We start from the raw sequence: 16,470 nt of genomic DNA, 5'->3' as shown, positions 1-16,470 counted from the left end.
CTGCCGCTACGACGATCACGACAGTGGTCATGGGGTCCTCCCGTTGGGTGCGAGGCGGACGCGGTCGTCCGCACACCTATGAGAGGCACGGTCGGCGCGAAAGGATTCACCCCTTTGTTCAGTGTGCCGTCGCCAGCAGGAACACCACCGCCCCCGCCACCACCGCGAACGCGCCCAGCATGGTGTGCAGGCGGGCCCGGCGCAGTGCGCCGCGGACCTGCCAGGCATGCGCCAGTTCGAGGAGATCCCGGCGGCGGCGCAAGGCCTGGTCGGCATTGGCGCGGGCCAGCGTGAGGCGGTAGGTCGCCTCGGCGCGGCGGCGCGGGTCCGTCTCGTGGACGAGGAGTGCCTCGACGTTGGCGGCGACCTTGCCGTGCAGTCGGCAGGCGGCGTCCAGTTCGGCGGGCGTCGATCCGAAGGGGCCGTAGAACGCCCTGGGCGAGGCGGTCAGTTCGGTGTGCAGGTCCCTCAGCTCCCGCCGTTCGCGGGGCGTCGGGTCGGTGAGGACGCGCAGGGTCGTCAGGCGTGGGGTCAGGGCCTCACCGGTGTGCCAGATCGCCCAGGCCACCCCGAGCACGGCCAGGGCCAGCCCCGCCGTGGCCAGCGCCAGATCGCCGCCGCCTTTCACCTTGCCTATGCCGGCGAGCGGCAGGCCGCCGAGCATGACTCCGCCGACCGCGGCGAAGGCGGCGATGGTCCAGCGGGCCGTCGTACGCATGTCGGTGACCGCCAGCTGGGCGGCGGAGACGAGCGGCGAGGCTTCGGCTGGAGGCTGTGACTGCGGGTCCGGTGCGCTGGTCACCCGGGCTCCGGGCCGTCGACGTCGGCTTCGCGGATCAGCGACTCGTCCCAGTTGTCGCGGGCGGGGCCGCCCAGGGCTTCGACGGGCCTCCACTGCTCGCCGTCGTAGAACTCGATCTCGTCACGCTCGTTGAAGCGGATGCTCCCCGCCTCGACCTCGTCGGAGCCGCCGGCCGTGCTGTCCGTCATCCCGCTCCCCCTCGACTCGCACAGGAGTTGATGTAGTACAGCTCTACCTCCACCCGGTCCGCCGAACCCCCGAACCAGAACGCGCGCGTGCCGACCTGCCCGCCGCAGAAGGCCCGGGGGCGTCCGGACTTGAGGGCCCGGTTGACGTCCTCGGCGAGGTCGGTCCCCGCGCCCAGCATCTCCTGCGGGGCCAGCCCGAACGTGATGACCATGCCGATACGACGCCCGTCAGCGCTGCGCCGCATCTCCCTGTCCAGCGCGGCTACGGCCCTTCTGCGGTCGGCGGCGTTCAGGGTGCCCGCGCCGGAGGCACGGCGGGTGGATCCCCCGCTCAGCGTCACGGTGAAGGTGTGCCTGCGGGGGTCCAGCCCCACCGGGCCCTTACGGGTCCGGGACGGGGACGGCGTGGGGGACTTCGGCGGGGACTCGGGCACGGAGGCCGACACGGACGGTGTGGGCGACGCGCCCGCGGTGGTGTCGGTGTCCGGGCCATCTGCGGCGGCCATGCCCACGACCACCAGGAACAGCACGAGGAACAGGTCGGCGAAGAGCCAGCCCGCGAGGTGGCGCGGCGCGATGGCGGGGCCGCCGGGGCCGCCGGGCCTCACGTGCGGTCCTCCGGGTACCACTCGTCACCGGGCCGCCGCGGCTGGGGCGGAGCCGCACCGTTGCCGGAGCCGGACGAGCCGGACGAGCCGGACGTACCGGGTGTGCCGGGCGCACCCGGCGTCCGCGGCTCCCCGAATCCCCCGGCCTGCCCCTGACCGTTGGCAGAGCCACCAGAGCCACCCGAGCCACCCGAGCCCGGAAAGCCCCCAGAGCCCGCGGAGCCACCCGAGCCGGCAGCGCCTCCAGAGCCACGAGGCCCACCGGAACCTCCGGACCCGCCCGCCCCGCCGGCCCACCCCGCCTCCCCGTCCGAGTTCGTCATCGCCGCCGAGTAGGGCGCCGCAGGCGTACGCCCCGTCTCCAGCACCGCCAGCACCCGCTCCAGCGCATCCATGTAGGAGTACAGCCGCTGGCTGGTGTCGACGAAGAGCAGCATCGCCTCGCCGATCCGCCGGGTGGTCTCCGAGACCTCGTCGGCGACGGTCGCGTGCACCCGGTTGGCCTCCTGGGAACTGCCCGCGGCGGAGCGCAGTTCGGCCAGCAGGCGGGACAGCGTCTCGCGGGTCGCCTGCTCGTCGGCGCGCAGCTCCTCGCGCATCTTGGCGAAGTCGCGCAGGAGTTGGTGCGGGACGGTCAGCGAGCGGCCCATGTCGCTCAACTCGCGTGCCGAGTGGGACCACTGGTCGAGCGCGGTGACGAACCGGCCTTCGGGTCCGGGCTCGAAGATCTTCGCCAGGCGCTCGGTGCTGCTCTGCATGGTGCGGGAGAGCCGGGCGGTACTTGTGGTGATGTCGCGGGCCACGCCGACGAGTTGCCGCGCGGGGACGTTCGCCACCTCCAGGACCGCGTGCTTGGACAGCTCCATGGTGAGGACGGCGAGATGGCCGGCGACCCGCTGGCGCAGGTCCTCGCGGGAGGCCTCCTGTCCGGCGGCCCACTCGAGCCGTTGCAGCCACAGGGTCGCGCCGATGACGGCGGTGATGAGCAGCACCACGATCAGGACGGCGGTTCCGCCGAAGCCGGAGGCCCACAGTTCGAGGAAGGTGGTGCCGGCCGGGGCGTCCTCGAAGTCGTCGAACGCGGTCCACAGCGAGAACCAGGTCACCGCGATGGGCAGGAACACCGCGACGTCCCGCCCCGCGGACAGCCAGGCGGTCAGCCGGCTGTTGCGCGGCTGCGCGTCCGGCACGAGCACCTCGGACGGATAGGCCCGCAGCAGATCGACCCCGGTCAGCGCGCGTCCGCCGGACTTGGCGTCCTCGGCGAGCCAGGTCAGCACGGAGCGGCCGGGGCTGTCGACGGGCAGCCGGCGGGCGTCGGCGGCGAGGGCGTCGGCGGCGGCGCCGAGGGCGTAGGAGGGTTCGGGCGCCGGTGGCAGAGTGCGCTTGGTGTTGCTGTTGGCGTTGCCGGCCACTGGTTCTCCCTCAGTCACGGGCGTCGTGCGGGTAGGGCCCGCGCCGGTCGGCGGGGTGGGGCAGCTGGAGGCGGAAGTACTGGTCGACGACCACGGCGACGACGGCTCTGTGGGCCCGGCCGCGCCGGCAGCCGTCGAGCAGCGCCCACAGCAGGGCGGGCGACGGGCGGGAGCCCGCCGCCTCGAGGACGGCCGTCACCGCGCGCGGCCCGAGGCGGGGGCCGATGGTCCAGCGCAGCAGCAGGCCGTACAGCTGGACGGCCCGCGCGGGGTTCTGCGGGGCCATGCGGTCCACGGCCTCCGCGAGGAACTCGGTGCGGCGCAGCATGTCGTACGCGTCGCGGCGTCCCCGGGCGGTGCCGCGCTCGGCGCAGCGTTCCAGCAGGGCGCGGGCGCGTTCGGGTTCGGCGCGACTGATGCGGTCGATCTCGCGGATCAGCTCGGTGGTGGAGAACCGGCCCACGAGGACCTCCGTCAAGTCGTCGAGGCCCGCCCGGGACAGGCCGATCCGGGCGGCGCAGGAGAGCAGGGGCACCACGTCGAAGACCTCGGCCCGGCGGACGGCCAGCTCCAGCCGTTCGCCGAGCACGCCGCGCACCAGGCCCGCGTCGGGCGGGGCGGCGCGCAGGACGCCCTCCAGTTCGCCGGCGGGCCTCGCCGCGACCGCGGCCGCGGCGTCGAAGCACCGCTGCACGGCAGCCAGCCGGATCTCCTCGCGCACCTGCGGGTAGGGCGCGAGTTCGGGTGTGAAGGGGGACCAGGCGTGCAGCAGGGCGGCCAGGTGGCCGTCGGTCAGCCGGGACAGTTCGAGGCGTACGCGGGGCAGTGCGGCCCGGCTGTGCAGATAGGCGGCCTCGGTAGGCGAGAGGTCGCCGTGCGGGGCGGCCTCCAGCAGGCTGGTGAGGTCGCTGAGCAGGCCGGGGGCGACGCTGTGCTGCTCGACCCAGTGCTGGACCTGCTCGGCGGAGGTCAGCGGCAGCGGGGGTCGCAGCCGGGCCAGGGCGTGCCGGCCGCGGCGGCGGTGCAGCCGGACCAGGAGGGCCGCGTGTCCTCGCAGCGGGCCGGCGGGGCCGTCGGTGCCGTCGGGGGCAGTGGCGTCGATCCGGCGCCGGGTGCCCTGGAGTCCGGCCGTCGCGTCGGGTCGTACGAAGACGAACTGGGGGAGTTCGCGGGCCGCGTCGGACTCCTCATGGGTGGCGAACGTCCAGTCTCCGACCACGACGTGGCTGAGCAGCTCGGCCAGGGCGTGCACCACGACCTCGCCCGGCAGGGGCGAGCCGACCACGGTGAGCGGGGCGCCGGGGTGCTCCATGAGGGCCTCGGCGAGCCGGGTCAGCAGCTCCTCGGGCAGGGCGAGGGCGGCGGTGTCCAGGTCGTCGAGGAGGTGCTCGCGCTGGAGCAGCAGGGCGCGGACCCGGTCCAGGGGGACGCGCGGCAGCAGCTCGTCCTCGGGGCCGCGGGGGCCGCGTTCGTCGAGGAGGGCGTCCTGGCGGGCCCGGGGCGGCAGCCAGTCGTCCCAGTCGCTGCGGCAGGCGGCGAGCGCGAGATGCAGGTCCATGCTGTCGGCGGGGCCGGTGAGGACATGGGTGAGGGTGGAGCCGGAGCGGCCGTGCGGGTCGCGGGCGGGCACCTTGCGCAGCAGGGCGGCCTCGTGGCCGTAGCGCAGGTAGACGAAGCCGGGAGCGGTGTCCGAGAGGTCACCGCTGTCGTCCTGGGCCGCCCACACCAGGTGTTCGATACGGCTGTTCCAGCGCAGCAGTGCCTCCCGCTCCAGGGAGGTGGTGACAGGGCCGACGTCGCCGCGGCCGATCAGGGAGCGCTCGGACCAGCGGTAGACGGTGAGGTCGGCGCGCGCGGACCGGATCATGCGGTGCGCTCCCCCGTGCCGAGGACGGCGTCGGCGGCCGGGCCGGTCATCACGCCGCGCATCGCGAACAGGGCGAGCAACGGCCGCAGCACGCGCTGCTGGCGGAACATCGCCTCGTCGAACAGCCGTGGCCCGCTGGGCTGTTCACGCGGGGTGGTGCCGGTGGCGGAGGCGAGGTGGAGGGTGGACCAGCGGCATTCGCCGGGCAGTTGGAGCCAGTCTCCGCCGCCACGCGCCTGGAGGAAGGCGTGCACGTCCTCGCTCTCCCGCTCGATGGTGGACAGGTCGCCCTCGGCGTCGGGCTTCTCGTGCAGCCAGCCGTCGATCTCCCGGTAGCCGCGGAAGCGCAGCAGGTCGCACTTGGTGACGACGAGCGCGCACGGCACGGGCAGGAACGGCACGGCGGGGTCGGCGAGTTGCTGGCGCAGCCGCTGGCGGACGTGCTCGAAGGCAGGGTCGCGGCCGGCGAAGCCGCGCTGCCCGGTCAGGCCGGGCACCCGGGTCGGGTCGACCACGCACAGCAGGGCGTTGAGCCGGTTGAGGAAGTCCATGTCGCGCCCGGTGCGCTCCAGCCGGCCGCCGGCCACGTCGAAGAAGATGACGCTGTGCGAGCGGCCGGTGCGCTCGTCGGTGACGACCATGCCGGTGGAGTAGCGGGCGTCGGGCCGGTCGACGGTGGCGCGCAGTTCCTGGCGGCCGTCGATGAAGGGCGTGACGGTCTCGGTGAGGTAGCGGTGGTAGTGCAGCGGGTCCAGGGCCTCGACGCGTAAGCCGTATCGCGCCATGACGGTGGGCTTGCGGGCCTGGTCGATCATCGCGGCGAGCAGATGGGACTTGCCGGTGGTGGAGGCGCCGACGAGGCCGACACGGACCGGTTCGGTGCCGAACGACGGGTAGCGGTACGGGATCTCGTGCTGCGGCACGTCGTCGTTGCCGGGGCAGACGACGTAGGTGCGGGCGAGCTGGGCGTTGCGGGCCTCGCTGCCCTCCGGGGTGAGTTCACTCTCGGGCACCATGCCGCGGGCCTCGTCGAGGACGACCCGGTCGGCGGTGTCCCACGCGAGGTCCCGCAGGCACATCGGGCACTCGACGACGAGTCCGCGGGCGAGGTCGGGGTCGCGCTGCGGGCGCAGGCGCACCCGCAGCCGCCGCCACCAGTCCGGCGGCTCGTCCGCGGCACCCGTGCTTCGTACGGCGGTGGCGGCGGGGCCCCCGCCGGCCTGCCGGCGCCGGGCCCGCAGGGTGTGGAACTCCTGGCGGGCGAGCTCCTCCCGGCGGCGCGCCTGCTCGGCGAACGGCCGCTCGAACAGCCCGGCTCCCCCGTCGTCCCCGGCGAGGCGCCGCGCCAGTTCCCGGGCGGGCGCGAACACGCCGGAGCCGAGCGGGAATGCGGCCTGCATCAGTGCGCGCAGCCAGTCCTCATGACCCCGGTCCAGCAGGGCGTGCAGATGCTCGCGGGAGGCGCCGCGCGGGACGGTCTCGCCGGTGGCGATCCAGAACGCGACCAGGGCCGCGCTGTGCACGTCCTGCTCGGCACCGGCGGGCAGCCCGGGCCGGAAACCGGGCGGGTCCCAGGGCGTGACGGGCCGGTCGGGCAGCGGCTCGCCCGCGCGTACGGCGCCGTCGAGGCCGGCCAGCTGGAGTCCGTCGGCCGGGTCCCACCACAGGTACTCGGGGCCGATCCGGCCGTGCACCAGGCGCGGCTCGTGCAGTGCGGCGACGGCCTCGAACAGGTCCTGGACCGTCCGGCGCAGTCCGGGTCCGTGCAGCGGGTCCGGGGAGCCGAGGTCGGCGAGGCGGGTGCCGCGGCGGTCGATCAGCAGCCGGTGCGGCCCGGCGGTGTCGTCGTAGGCGAGGACCTGGACCAGTTGGCGGGGCAGGCGCGGGCCGTGGAAGTCGGCGAGGGCGCCGAACAGCTCGAAGTGGCGGCGCATGCGGTCCTGCGCGTCAGGACCGGAGGCCTCCTGCACCATGACCGGATGCCGGCCGGGGGTCCGGCGCAGTCGCCGCGTCAGGTAGGGCGGGTCGTCGAAGCGGGACTGTTCGCCGGTCTCCGCCAGCAGTGCGAAGGACACCGGCTCCCGGCCGCCCGCCCCGGGCCGTCTGCCCCGGAACTCCTCCCCGCCGGATCGCCGCTCCCGGAACCCCTCGGCCCCCGGCGGCCGCTCCCGCATCTCCTCCGCCCCCGTGTCACCCACCCCCGCGTCACCTCCCGGTCGGGGACCGTGTGCCCGTCCGGCCGGTCCCGTCCGCACACCAACTATCACAGAACACGGCCCGTACGGCGCCCAGTTGGAGCACTGCACCGGATCGGGTGTTCCGGTCGCGCGTCCCGCCTGACGTCTGATCAACTCCTGTTCCGCAAAGGAGGTTCGGGGTCCGCGGGGTCCCGCTACAGTCGAAAGCCACCGGCTTGTGACGGGGAGGGGGCAGCGATGGCGGGTCTCACCGCGGCGGGGCTGTACCGCGACGGCGTGCTGCGGGAGATCGCGGCGCTGTACCCGGACCCCGTCGGTGCCCAGGCGCTGTTGCAGGGCCTGGGGGCGGAGCTGTCGCGGCTGCCGCACTTCGCGGGCGCGCAGGTGCCGCTCAACAGCTGGTTCCAGGCCTGTCTGACCATCGAGAACGGGGCGTTCGCCTTCACCCTGGAGGACCTGGTGGCGGCGGCGCACCGGGACTTCCCGGGCAACGCGGTGCTGAGCGCGGTGGCGAACGGGTCGCAGGGCGCTCCCGCGGACGAGCTGACCGTGCTCTGTCTGCTGGCCGGGCCGCGGGAGGCCTCGCAGTTACAGCTGCGCCGGGAGTACCGCACCATCGAGGAGGCGGCCCGGCGCGGCCGGCGGCGGACGCTGCGGGTGGAGCTGTCGGCCGCGACGCGCCGCCACGACATCCTGCCCGCGCTGAGCGAACACCGGCCGGACATCGTGCACTTCGCGGGGCATGGCTCCCCCAACGGCTATCTGCTCCTGGAGGAGGACGACGGCCGGGTCGCGCCGGTCAGCGCCGAGGGGCTCGCCGGGGTGCTGAAGTCGGCGGGCGGTGTGTCGGTGGCCGTCCTCAACGCCTGTCATCTCGGCCGCTATCTGGATGTCATCAGCCCGCACGTGCGCGAGGTGATCGGCTCCGCGGAGCGGCTGCCGGACCGGGACGCGCTCGCCTTCAGCCAGGGCTACTACTCCGCTCTCGCGCTGGGCGAGTCCTGGCAGCGGGCCTTCGACTCCGGCGTCGCCACGGTCGGCCTCGGCCCCGGCGGCACGCCCGACCTGCGGCGGGTGGTGAGCGCCGGATGACCACGCAGCAGCCCCGCGAGGGGGGCGTCCCGGTGCCGCAGGGCGTGGACGTGGCCGAGCGGCGCCGCCGCAGCCGGGAGCGGGAGCGGGCGGAGGCCGAGGCGCGCGAGGCGTCCGCGCGGGTCCCGAGCCGGACGGCGTACGAGTTCCTGGTCGGCCAGGCGGGCGGCCGCCGCGACCAGGCCGACCTGCCGCTGCCCGGAAAGCAGGCCGGGGAGCGGACCTGGGACCAGGCCGGGGAAGCCGGGCACGGCGACGGCGGTGCCGAGCCCGGTGTGGAGGTCACCGTCGTCACCTCCCAGCTGCTGCGCAAGCTGGGCCGGGCCGGGACGACGTGCCCGGTGTGCCACCACTCCTTCCGGCTGGGCGAGCAGATCTCGATCCACCGCTCGGACTCCGGCACCGGTGTGGTCCTCAAGCACCACAGCCGGCGCCTGGACTGTCTCAACCCCGAGGCGACGGAGGGCGCCACGGCCGCGGCCGAGCTGTTCCACCGCGGCCTGGACGAGGCCAACCCGCCTCCCCCGCAGCTGTGCACGGTCCGCCTGCACCGCGACCACCAACTGCTGCGGCTGATCCCCGGCACTGCGGGCGGGGCACCCACCCGGCACCGCTGCTGGGTGTGCGGGCACACCTTCCGCCCCGACGAGATGGTCATCCACTGCACGTGCAGCCCGAGTTCCCCGAACTGCGCCTGCGCCGTGCACCGCGACCCCGACCACGGCCTGGTCTGCTACGACGACTGGAAGGCCCAGCATCCCGCGGTGCCGTGCCTGATGCTCAACGCGCTGCGGGACCCGCGGTGACCGCGGCCGGGCAGCGCCGCGCGCGAGGGCCGGAGGACGGCACGCCCCGGGGGCGCTACGCCCGCCACGCCCTGGTGCCCGGCTGGGACCAGCAGCGGCTGGCCGGGGCGACGGTGGTGCTGGCCGGGGCGGGGGCGCTGGGCAACGCGGTCGCGCAGTCGCTGGCGCTGGCCGGGCTGGGCCGGCTGGTCGTCACCGACCCGGACACGGTCGAGGTAGGCAACCTCAGCCGCACCCCGCTGTTCCGTGCCGCCGACGTGGGCCGGCCCAAGGCGCGGGTCCTCGCCGAGGCGCTCGCCGGCCTCGCCCCGGACACGGTCGTCGACGCGCGCGAGGCGCCGCACGTGTCCGGTGTGGGCCTGGCCGAACTGCGCGAGGCCGATCTGGTGGTGGCCGCGCTGGACAGCCGGGCGGCCCGGATCTCGCTGGCCGGGCGCTGCACGCTCGCCGGGACGGGTCTGCTGGACGGCGGCACGCATCCCTGGGGCGGCGAGACCTGCTGGTACCCGCCGGGCGGGCGCTGCCGGGCCTGCGGGCTGACCCCTGCGGAGCGGGCCGTGCAGGACGACCCCTGGTCGTGCGCCGCGCCCGGCCCGCTCGCCCCGGCGGGTGCCTCGGCGCCCGTCTCCGCGCTGGTCGGGGCGTGGCTGGCGAATTTCGCCGTACGACTGCTGCTGCGGCTGTCGGTGCCCGAGGGTCCGCTGCGGATCGACGCGGCCGGGTCGGCGTCGCCGCTCGGCGGGGCGTGGACGCCCGGGGCCGATCCGGACTGCCCGCTGCACGAGCGGCTCCCCGGGCAGGTCCCGGTGCTGCCGCTGGACGGCCGGGCCACGGTCGGTGAACTGCTCGCCCGTGTCGGCGCCGAGGAGGAGCCGCTCACCTGGGCCGGCTTCGCCCGCCCGGTGCCGGGCCGGCCAGCACTGCGCTCCGTCACCACCCGTCTGCGCGCGGCCCCCGCCGGAGCCCGTCTGGTCGACCTGGGCGTGGCCCCGCGCGAGATCCTGCCGGTCGCCCGCCGTGACGGAACGGGGCTGCGATACGTGGAGTTGGCGCCGGCCGGTGACGACGTGCCGGGCGTGATCGGTGAGGGCGGCACCGCCGGGGGACGGCGTGCGACGACGGAGGGTGTGCGGTGAGGGAAGAGCTGTACCGAGAGCTCCAGCGGGGACGCATCAACCCGCACGAGGGCGAGATCATCCTGCGCTCCATCGGCTTCCCGGAGGGGCATCTGCCGAACGTGGAGCTGTCCGCCCGCTACTACTGGACGGAGATCCGCAGACTCATCGAGGCCGGCGTCATGGTGGACGGCGAGGCGCTGCTGGCGCGGGCGGTGCACACCGGGTACCCGGGCAACCCGGTGTTCCGGGCCGCCGTCGAGGCGCTGGAGCCGGTGACCGCTCCCCCGCAGCCCTCGCGCGCCGAGCAGCCCGCCGCGGCGGCCCCCACGCCGGGCCCCGCCGCGCAGGCGCGGCCGCAGGCCGCGGAGTCCGGCTCGTACCCGACGCTGGTGTTCGTGTGCAGCACCCACCACGCCGCGTTCATCGAGGAGGTGCGCCGCCTCGACCCGCGCGCGGAGCTGTTCTTCGTCAGCCAGGGCGAGGGCGCCCAGGTCGGCCAGATCGCGCTGTCGCTGACGTACGAGCTGTCGCAGCTCCAGCTGGACGAGGTGCGCCGCCGGCTGGTGGCCGCGGGCGCCCAGCCCGACCTGGAGGTCCTCCAGGAGGTGTACGACCATCGCCCGTATCTGCTGGAGGAGTTGCGGGTGCACGGCCCCGACCAGCAGCCGTACGACCTGGCGGGCGTGCCCTCGATCACCCCGGTGCGGGACATCGCCGCGGCGGTGCTCGCCCACTACGAGGGCCGGATGGGCAGGCGGCCGCGCACGGTCGTGGACCACCAGCAGCCCGACGGCAGCTTCCACCGCCTGGACCCGGCCCAGTCGCTGCACGCGGCCGGGGTGCACGACGGCGACACCCTGAGCGTGTACCCGGAGGCCACCGCGGGCCACGCCGAGCTGCGGATGCAGGCCATTCTGCGGGTGCGTGAGGAAATGCACCGCTACGCGCACAGTCACGAGGACTTCGAGATCGTCGACACGGACGACCCGGAGTTCCCCACCGACTACGAGATCCGCTTCACCGCGACGGGACTGCGGCTGCCCGAGCACGCGTCTGCGGACGCCTTCCCGCGCCCGGAGCGGCAGAACCGGCACAACGTACTGATCTGGCTGGGCGAGCACTTCCCGCTGACGGCACCCAAGGCGGCCTGGCTCAGCCCCGTCTTCCACCCCAACATCCTTGGCCCCGACCCGGCCCGCCCCGAAGCCGAGGGCGCGGTGTGCCTGGGGATGCTGGCCGAGTCCTACCGGCCCACGCTCGACTTCGGCCAACTGTGCCAGCTGCTCGTGGACATGGCTGGGTATCGTACCTACGAGATCAGGGACCCTTTCAACCCGATTGCGGCGGCCTGGGCCCTGACCGAGGAGGGGAGGGCCATGATCGAGGACATCGGAGGCAAGCCCCCGGTGGACGACCCGCCCGCCCAGGGGGCCGCGCTGCGCGTCAGCGCCCTGCGGATAACGCCTACGGACGGGGCCGCCGATGGCACTTGACATCGAGCTGTACCAGGGCGAGTCGCGGCAGCTGGTGCGCACCCAGCCGCTGATCGAGCTGGTGCGCCCGGTCTTCGCCGAGGAGCTGGCCCCGCACCCGGGCCGCCCCCGTTTCCAGCTCAGGCTGCGCAACGACCCCGGACCCGACACTTACGAGGGAGACCCCGCACTCACCAACCTGCGGCCCGACTTCGGGTACATCCATGTCTCGATCCATGTGGAGGGACGCGTGGTCCACCAGAAGCCCTACGCGGTGAACAGCCTGGTCGGCCCGGTCCTCGCCCGGGTGGCGCGGGAGATCGCCCCCGAGGAGCGGCACTGGGCGTTCCGGATCGCCGGGCTGCCGGCCGCGGAGGACGCGCAGCGGCTGCCGCCCGTGGTGGACGGCACGGACGACATCGACGTCTCCCGGTCCGCGCGGCTGTCCTTCGGCATCCGCCCGGCGGCCGAGCCGCAGGTGCCGCTGCTGGATCTCGCCGAGTACGGCGTGGTGCCGGAGGAGGCCGACAAGCCGGTGACCGTGCTGCTGGGCGCGGGCGTGCAGCGGCGGCTGATGGAGATGGATCTGTCGACCGAGGTGGAGGAGGGCGGCTTCCTGGTGGGGCGGCCGTTCCGCCGGGCCGACGATCCCGAGCGGTACGCGGTGATCGTGGACCAGGTGCTGCCCGCCGAGCACTCGGGCGCGTCCCTGATGCACTTCACCTTCACCGGCGACTCGTTCCGCGCGATGAGCCGCACGCTCGGCGAGCACCATCCGGAGCGGCAGCTCGTGGGCTGGTACCACACGCATCTGTTCCAGACGGAGCGCACCATCGGCCTGTCCCGCACCGACATCGACCTGCACCGCGACACCTTCCGCCGCCCCTGGCAGGTGGCCGCGCTGATCAATCTGACCTCCACCAGGCGGATCCTCAGCTGCTACGCCGCCTCCGCCGACTGGATGGCGTCGTGTCCGATCCGGAGCCTCGATGACGACACTGACAGCCGCCGTAGTGCGCACCCTTCACTGGGCCATCACTGACCCGGCCGCCGAGGGGCCCGCGCCGGCGCCGCCCGCCTGCGGCGACCCGGTGCTGCTGCTCGAGCGCCTCGCCCGGGTCACCGCGGCCCGGCTGCGGCTGTCCGACCCGCCGCTCGGCGACCCGGGCCCGACGGGCCTGGAGCCGCTGCTGATCGCCGCCGCGGTGGTGGTCCGCGAGGACCCGGACGCCGCCCGCACCGCACTCGACGGGGCCCGCGAGCCCGCCTCCGTACGGGAGGTGATGGCCCGTCACGGCCTGGTGGCGCACGCGCTGGCGACGACGCCGGCGGAGGACCCGTTGCGCCCCGGGCTGCTGCGGACCTCGCCGCTCACCGCGCTCTTCGACCGTCCGCCGCCGGGCGGCGAGGAACGCTGCGCCCAGTTGCTCGACCGGCTCCTGGCCCACCCCGAGGGCCGGCGCGCCGCCGTGTCCGCCCTCGCGGCACCACCCGGGTCGCCGGAGACCGCCCGCTACCGCGCGTCGCTGCTGCGCCGGTTCCGTTTCACCCCGGGGGAGAGAACAGTCGTGTACGACGTGTACGAGACGGCCCTGCTGCGGCACGCCGACAGCTACGGCCGGCACACCGACCGGGTGCGGGAGCTGCTGCGCGACAGCCCGGCCCGGCTGCTCGACGAGGACGCGGGCGGCCGGTGGGCGCGGGCCACGCTGGACTGGTGGGAGCCGCTGGCCGTGCTCGCCCGGCGCCACCCGGAGGAGCTGCGCCGGCGCCGGATGCTCCAGGGCTACCGCGCGGGGGTGACGCTCCAGCGCGTGTACGGCCGTATCCGCGAGTGGGAGGACCTGCGCGAGGTGCTCGGCCGATGACCCGCCCCCTGCGTCTGGCCACGACGGACCACGACGGCCGGATGACGCTGTACTCCGCGCCCGACGGCCGCCCGCTGCGGGAGGTGCTGGCCTCCTGTGAGGTGTGGCTCCTGGAGCCGCTGGAACCGGAGTTGCTGGACCTGCCCTGGTCGGACTTCGCGGCCGACTGCCGACTGCGGTCCGAACTCCCTCCGGGGACACCGCTGTTCGCGCCGCCGGGCGCGCCCGCCGCGGAGCGGCCCTCGCTGGAGAAGCCCCCGCCGGCCGTGGAGGCGGTGCCGCTGGACGCCGGTCACCCCGAGCGAATCACCGACGCCGAGGCGGTGCGCCGCGCCTACTACCCGCACATCGAGCACGTCGCCTCGCTGCTGCGCAGCCGGCTTCCCGTGCTGGTGATCAGCGAGAAGCTCGTGGTCACCCACTTATGGGAGGAGATGGTCACGCTCGCCGGATGCCGCGGCATCCGCCTCGACGACGACTCGGCGGACGACCCCGGCGGCGACCCGCGCGACCCGATGGCCGGCATGTCCGAGTCGTCGATGAACCTGCGCCAGCGCCGACTGGCCCGGCTGCGCGCCCAGTTGGAGGAGCTGAAGGAGGGTGACGTCATCGTCCTCACCCACCTCGACCTGCTCGCGGGCAGCAACGACCTGGGCCGGCACGCCGAGGCCCGGGAGCTGGTGGAGCTGCTGTACGCCTTCCCCGACCAACTGGTGCTGGCCTTCGCCGACCCCACCCTGCCGCTGCCGGACGTGCTGGCCGAGCGGTTCAGCGCCCGGGTCACCCTCAGCGGCCTGCCGCCCGAGGTCAGGACGCCGGACGTCGAACAGACCCCGCTGGGGCGGGCGTTGGTGACCCAGGAGGAGGCCGGCACCTTCGAGGGGTTCCAGCCGCGCGAGTTCTACAAGCACGTGGCCGGCATGAACCCCGTACGCCTGCGGCAGGCCATGCGGTACGCCCATGAGAAGCACCGCGACCAGCCCAAGCGGGCGACGCTGCAGGATCTGCGCGAGACCCTGCTGACCTTCAAGGCGCAGCAGTCCTCCCACTTCGAGGTGCCCGACGTCACGCTGGAGGACATCGGCGGCTACGACGAGGTCAAGGACGAGATCCGGCAGACGCTGGCGATCATCAGCGGGGCACAGAGCCTGCCGGACGACATGGAGGAGGTCCGCGGCGAACTGGTCCCGCGCGGGATCATCTTCTACGGCCCTCCCGGCACGGGCAAGACGCTGTTCGCCAAGGCGATCGCCAACGGCATGAACGCCACGATCCAGGTGGTGTCCGGCCCCGAGGTCACCGACATGTACGTCGGTGAGAGCGAGCGCAAGGTGCGGGAGATCTTCGCGTCGGCCCGGCGCAGCGCGCCCGCGGTGATCGTGTTCGACGAGATCGACGCGATCACGATGGAGCGCACCAACCGGCCGGACGGCGGCAGCCGGGCGGGCAACAGCGTGGTCGCCCAGATCCTCACGGAGATGGACGGCTTCCGGCCGGAGGTGCCGATGCTGGTGATCGGCACCACCAACCGCATCGACATCATCGACAAGGCCCTGCTGCGGCCGAGCCGGTTCCGCTCCATCGCGATCTCCCTGCCGGACGTGACCGCGCGGCGGGCGATCCTGCGCCATCACGCCCGCCGGTACCACATCGAGCTGGACGACGAGGTGCTGGAGCTGATCGCCGACGCCACCGCGCGGCGCAACGGAGACGAGCTGCGGGCCCTGATGCGGGACGCGTTCGTCGGCAAGCACCTGCACGGCATCGAGCCGGACGCCCGCCGGCTGGGCTGGCTGGTGGGGCGGCTCCAGCAGGGGCGCCTGGAAATGATCTCGGAGGGCCGATGACCAGCGCACCGACCGCGTACTCCCCGGAGGGCCGATGACCAGCGCACCGACCGCGTGGAGCGAGACGGACATCGGCGCGGTGAACCGGCTGAAGGCGCTGGGCCGCAGTGTGGAGCAGCACTTCGTGGGGCGCCGGCTCGCGCTGGACCTGCTGGAGGTGGCGGTGCTCGCGCACGAGCACATGCTGCTGCTCGGTCCACCGGGCACGGGCAAGACGGACCTGGTGACCCGGTTCGCGGCGGGCCTGGGCAGCCGTCCGTTCGTGCGGCTGCTGACCCGGTTCACCGAGCCCGCCGAGCTGTTCGGGCCGGTGGACGTGCCCGCGTTCCAGAGCGACGGGGTGTACCGGGTGCGCACGGAGGGCATGCTGCCGGCCGCGCGTGTGGCGTTCCTGGACGAGATCTTCCAGAGCGGCAGCCCGATCCTGAACACCCTGCTGACGGTGATGAACGAGCGCGTGTTCCACAACGGCCACGAGGTCGCGCCGGTGCCGCTGATCACGCTGGTCGGCGCGGCCAACGGGATGCCGCAGGACCCGTCCCTGCTGGCGTTCGCCGACCGGTTCCTGCTGCGGCTGACGGTGCCGCCGGTCGCCGAGGGCCGTCTGGAGGAGCTGCTGGCCAAGGCTCTCGGTCGGAGTTCGGGAGGGGACCAGCACGAGTGGATCGGGCCGGACGAGCTGGACCGGCTGGGCCGCCAGCTCGCGCACGCCGATCTCACCGCGGTGACCCCGGAGTACACCGAGCTGGTCCGTGAACTGCTGGGCCAGGGCGTGACGTTGTCGGACCGGCGGGTCATCCGGGGCCTGCGGCTGGTCGCGGCGGCCGCGCTGCGCGCGGAGCGGGTAAGGGCCGAGCCGGGCGATCTGTGGCCGCTGGCGCACTTCTGGTCGGACCCGGCGCACGCGCCGGTGGTACAGGAGGCCGTACGCCGGCGCGCCGGCACCACGGGCGAGGACCCCGACGAGCCCGCCCGCTCGGTGCATCGCCTGCTCGTGGAGGCGCGGCTGCTCGGCCGTCAGGTGACGACCGGCTCACCGCCCGCCGCCGTGGACCGGGTCCTGCGCCAACTCAACGCCCTGCGGCGGGAGTTGAGGACATCGGCTTCCGGGGAAAGGGAGGCCGAGCAGGAGGTCGCGAGTATCATCGACAGCACTCTGGCCCTGCTGGAGCGGGCCTGACGCAGGTGG

General features: G+C 74.3%; 14 protein-coding genes. 8 read left to right on the top strand and 6 right to left on the bottom strand.

Annotated features, from left to right (window positions below; translation table 11 throughout):
- Positions 1-118 precede the first annotated feature (118 nt).
- From RKD23_RS32305 to RKD23_RS32280, 6 genes are read right to left on the bottom strand one after another with little or no spacing between them, the layout of a single operon-like run.
- The gene (locus RKD23_RS32305) at positions 119-802 is read right to left on the bottom strand and encodes a hypothetical protein (RefSeq protein ID WP_424856900.1); all 684 of its coding nucleotides are present in this window, start codon (positions 800-802) and stop codon (positions 119-121) included.
- Complete coding sequence (locus RKD23_RS32300; protein ID WP_424856899.1) at positions 799-990, bottom strand: hypothetical protein; 192 nt, start codon at positions 988-990, stop codon at positions 799-801. Before RKD23_RS32300 ends, RKD23_RS32305 begins: the two co-directional genes overlap by 4 nt.
- Entirely contained in the window at positions 987-1,598 is a 612-nt protein-coding gene (locus RKD23_RS32295) for a hypothetical protein (RefSeq protein WP_424856898.1), read from the bottom strand. Before RKD23_RS32295 ends, RKD23_RS32300 begins: the two co-directional genes overlap by 4 nt.
- Entirely contained in the window at positions 1,595-3,013 is a 1,419-nt protein-coding gene (locus tag RKD23_RS32290; RefSeq protein ID WP_424856897.1) for a hypothetical protein, read from the bottom strand. Before RKD23_RS32290 ends, RKD23_RS32295 begins: the two co-directional genes overlap by 4 nt.
- 10 nt (positions 3,014-3,023) lie before the next feature.
- The gene (locus RKD23_RS32285) at positions 3,024-4,880 is read right to left on the bottom strand and encodes a hypothetical protein (protein ID WP_424856896.1); all 1,857 of its coding nucleotides are present in this window, start codon (positions 4,878-4,880) and stop codon (positions 3,024-3,026) included.
- Positions 4,877-7,078, bottom strand: coding sequence for a hypothetical protein (locus RKD23_RS32280; RefSeq protein ID WP_424856895.1), 2,202 nt, complete (start codon positions 7,076-7,078; stop codon positions 4,877-4,879). The genes RKD23_RS32285 and RKD23_RS32280 overlap by 4 nt, the downstream gene beginning before the upstream one ends.
- A 237-nt stretch (positions 7,079-7,315) precedes the next feature.
- Here RKD23_RS32280 and RKD23_RS32275 point away from each other — a divergent pair, with 237 nt between their 5' ends.
- From RKD23_RS32275 to RKD23_RS32240, 8 genes are read left to right on the top strand one after another with little or no spacing between them, the layout of a single operon-like run.
- A complete protein-coding gene (locus RKD23_RS32275; RefSeq protein ID WP_424856894.1) occupies positions 7,316-8,170 on the top strand; it encodes an effector-associated domain EAD1-containing protein in 855 nt (284 codons plus the stop codon).
- Complete coding sequence (locus tag RKD23_RS32270; protein ID WP_424856893.1) at positions 8,167-8,976, top strand: hypothetical protein; 810 nt, start codon at positions 8,167-8,169, stop codon at positions 8,974-8,976. Before RKD23_RS32275 ends, RKD23_RS32270 begins: the two co-directional genes overlap by 4 nt.
- On the top strand, positions 8,973-10,112 hold the full coding sequence (locus RKD23_RS32265) for a ThiF family adenylyltransferase (RefSeq protein WP_424856892.1): 1,140 nt from the start codon (positions 8,973-8,975) through the stop codon (positions 10,110-10,112). The genes RKD23_RS32270 and RKD23_RS32265 overlap by 4 nt, the downstream gene beginning before the upstream one ends.
- On the top strand, positions 10,109-11,587 hold the full coding sequence (locus tag RKD23_RS32260) for an effector-associated domain EAD1-containing protein (protein WP_424856891.1): 1,479 nt from the start codon (positions 10,109-10,111) through the stop codon (positions 11,585-11,587). Before RKD23_RS32265 ends, RKD23_RS32260 begins: the two co-directional genes overlap by 4 nt.
- Positions 11,577-12,608, top strand: coding sequence for a JAB N-terminal domain-containing protein (locus RKD23_RS32255; RefSeq protein WP_424856890.1), 1,032 nt, complete (start codon positions 11,577-11,579; stop codon positions 12,606-12,608). Before RKD23_RS32260 ends, RKD23_RS32255 begins: the two co-directional genes overlap by 11 nt.
- Positions 12,556-13,434, top strand: a complete 879-nt coding sequence (locus RKD23_RS32250) for a hypothetical protein (RefSeq protein ID WP_424856889.1) — start codon at positions 12,556-12,558, stop codon at positions 13,432-13,434. The genes RKD23_RS32255 and RKD23_RS32250 overlap by 53 nt, the downstream gene beginning before the upstream one ends.
- Positions 13,431-15,281 (top strand): ATP-binding protein, encoded by a 1,851-nt coding sequence (locus RKD23_RS32245; RefSeq protein WP_424856888.1) that lies wholly within the window; start codon positions 13,431-13,433, stop codon positions 15,279-15,281. Before RKD23_RS32250 ends, RKD23_RS32245 begins: the two co-directional genes overlap by 4 nt.
- 34 nt (positions 15,282-15,315) lie before the next feature.
- Positions 15,316-16,461, top strand: coding sequence for an AAA family ATPase (locus tag RKD23_RS32240; protein WP_424856887.1), 1,146 nt, complete (start codon positions 15,316-15,318; stop codon positions 16,459-16,461).
- Positions 16,462-16,470 lie beyond the last annotated feature (9 nt).

The organism is Streptomyces sp. SAI-170 (assembly GCF_049739565.1).
Classification (GTDB): domain Bacteria; phylum Actinomycetota; class Actinomycetes; order Streptomycetales; family Streptomycetaceae; genus Streptomyces.
This window is presented reverse-complemented; position numbering and strand designations above follow the sequence as displayed.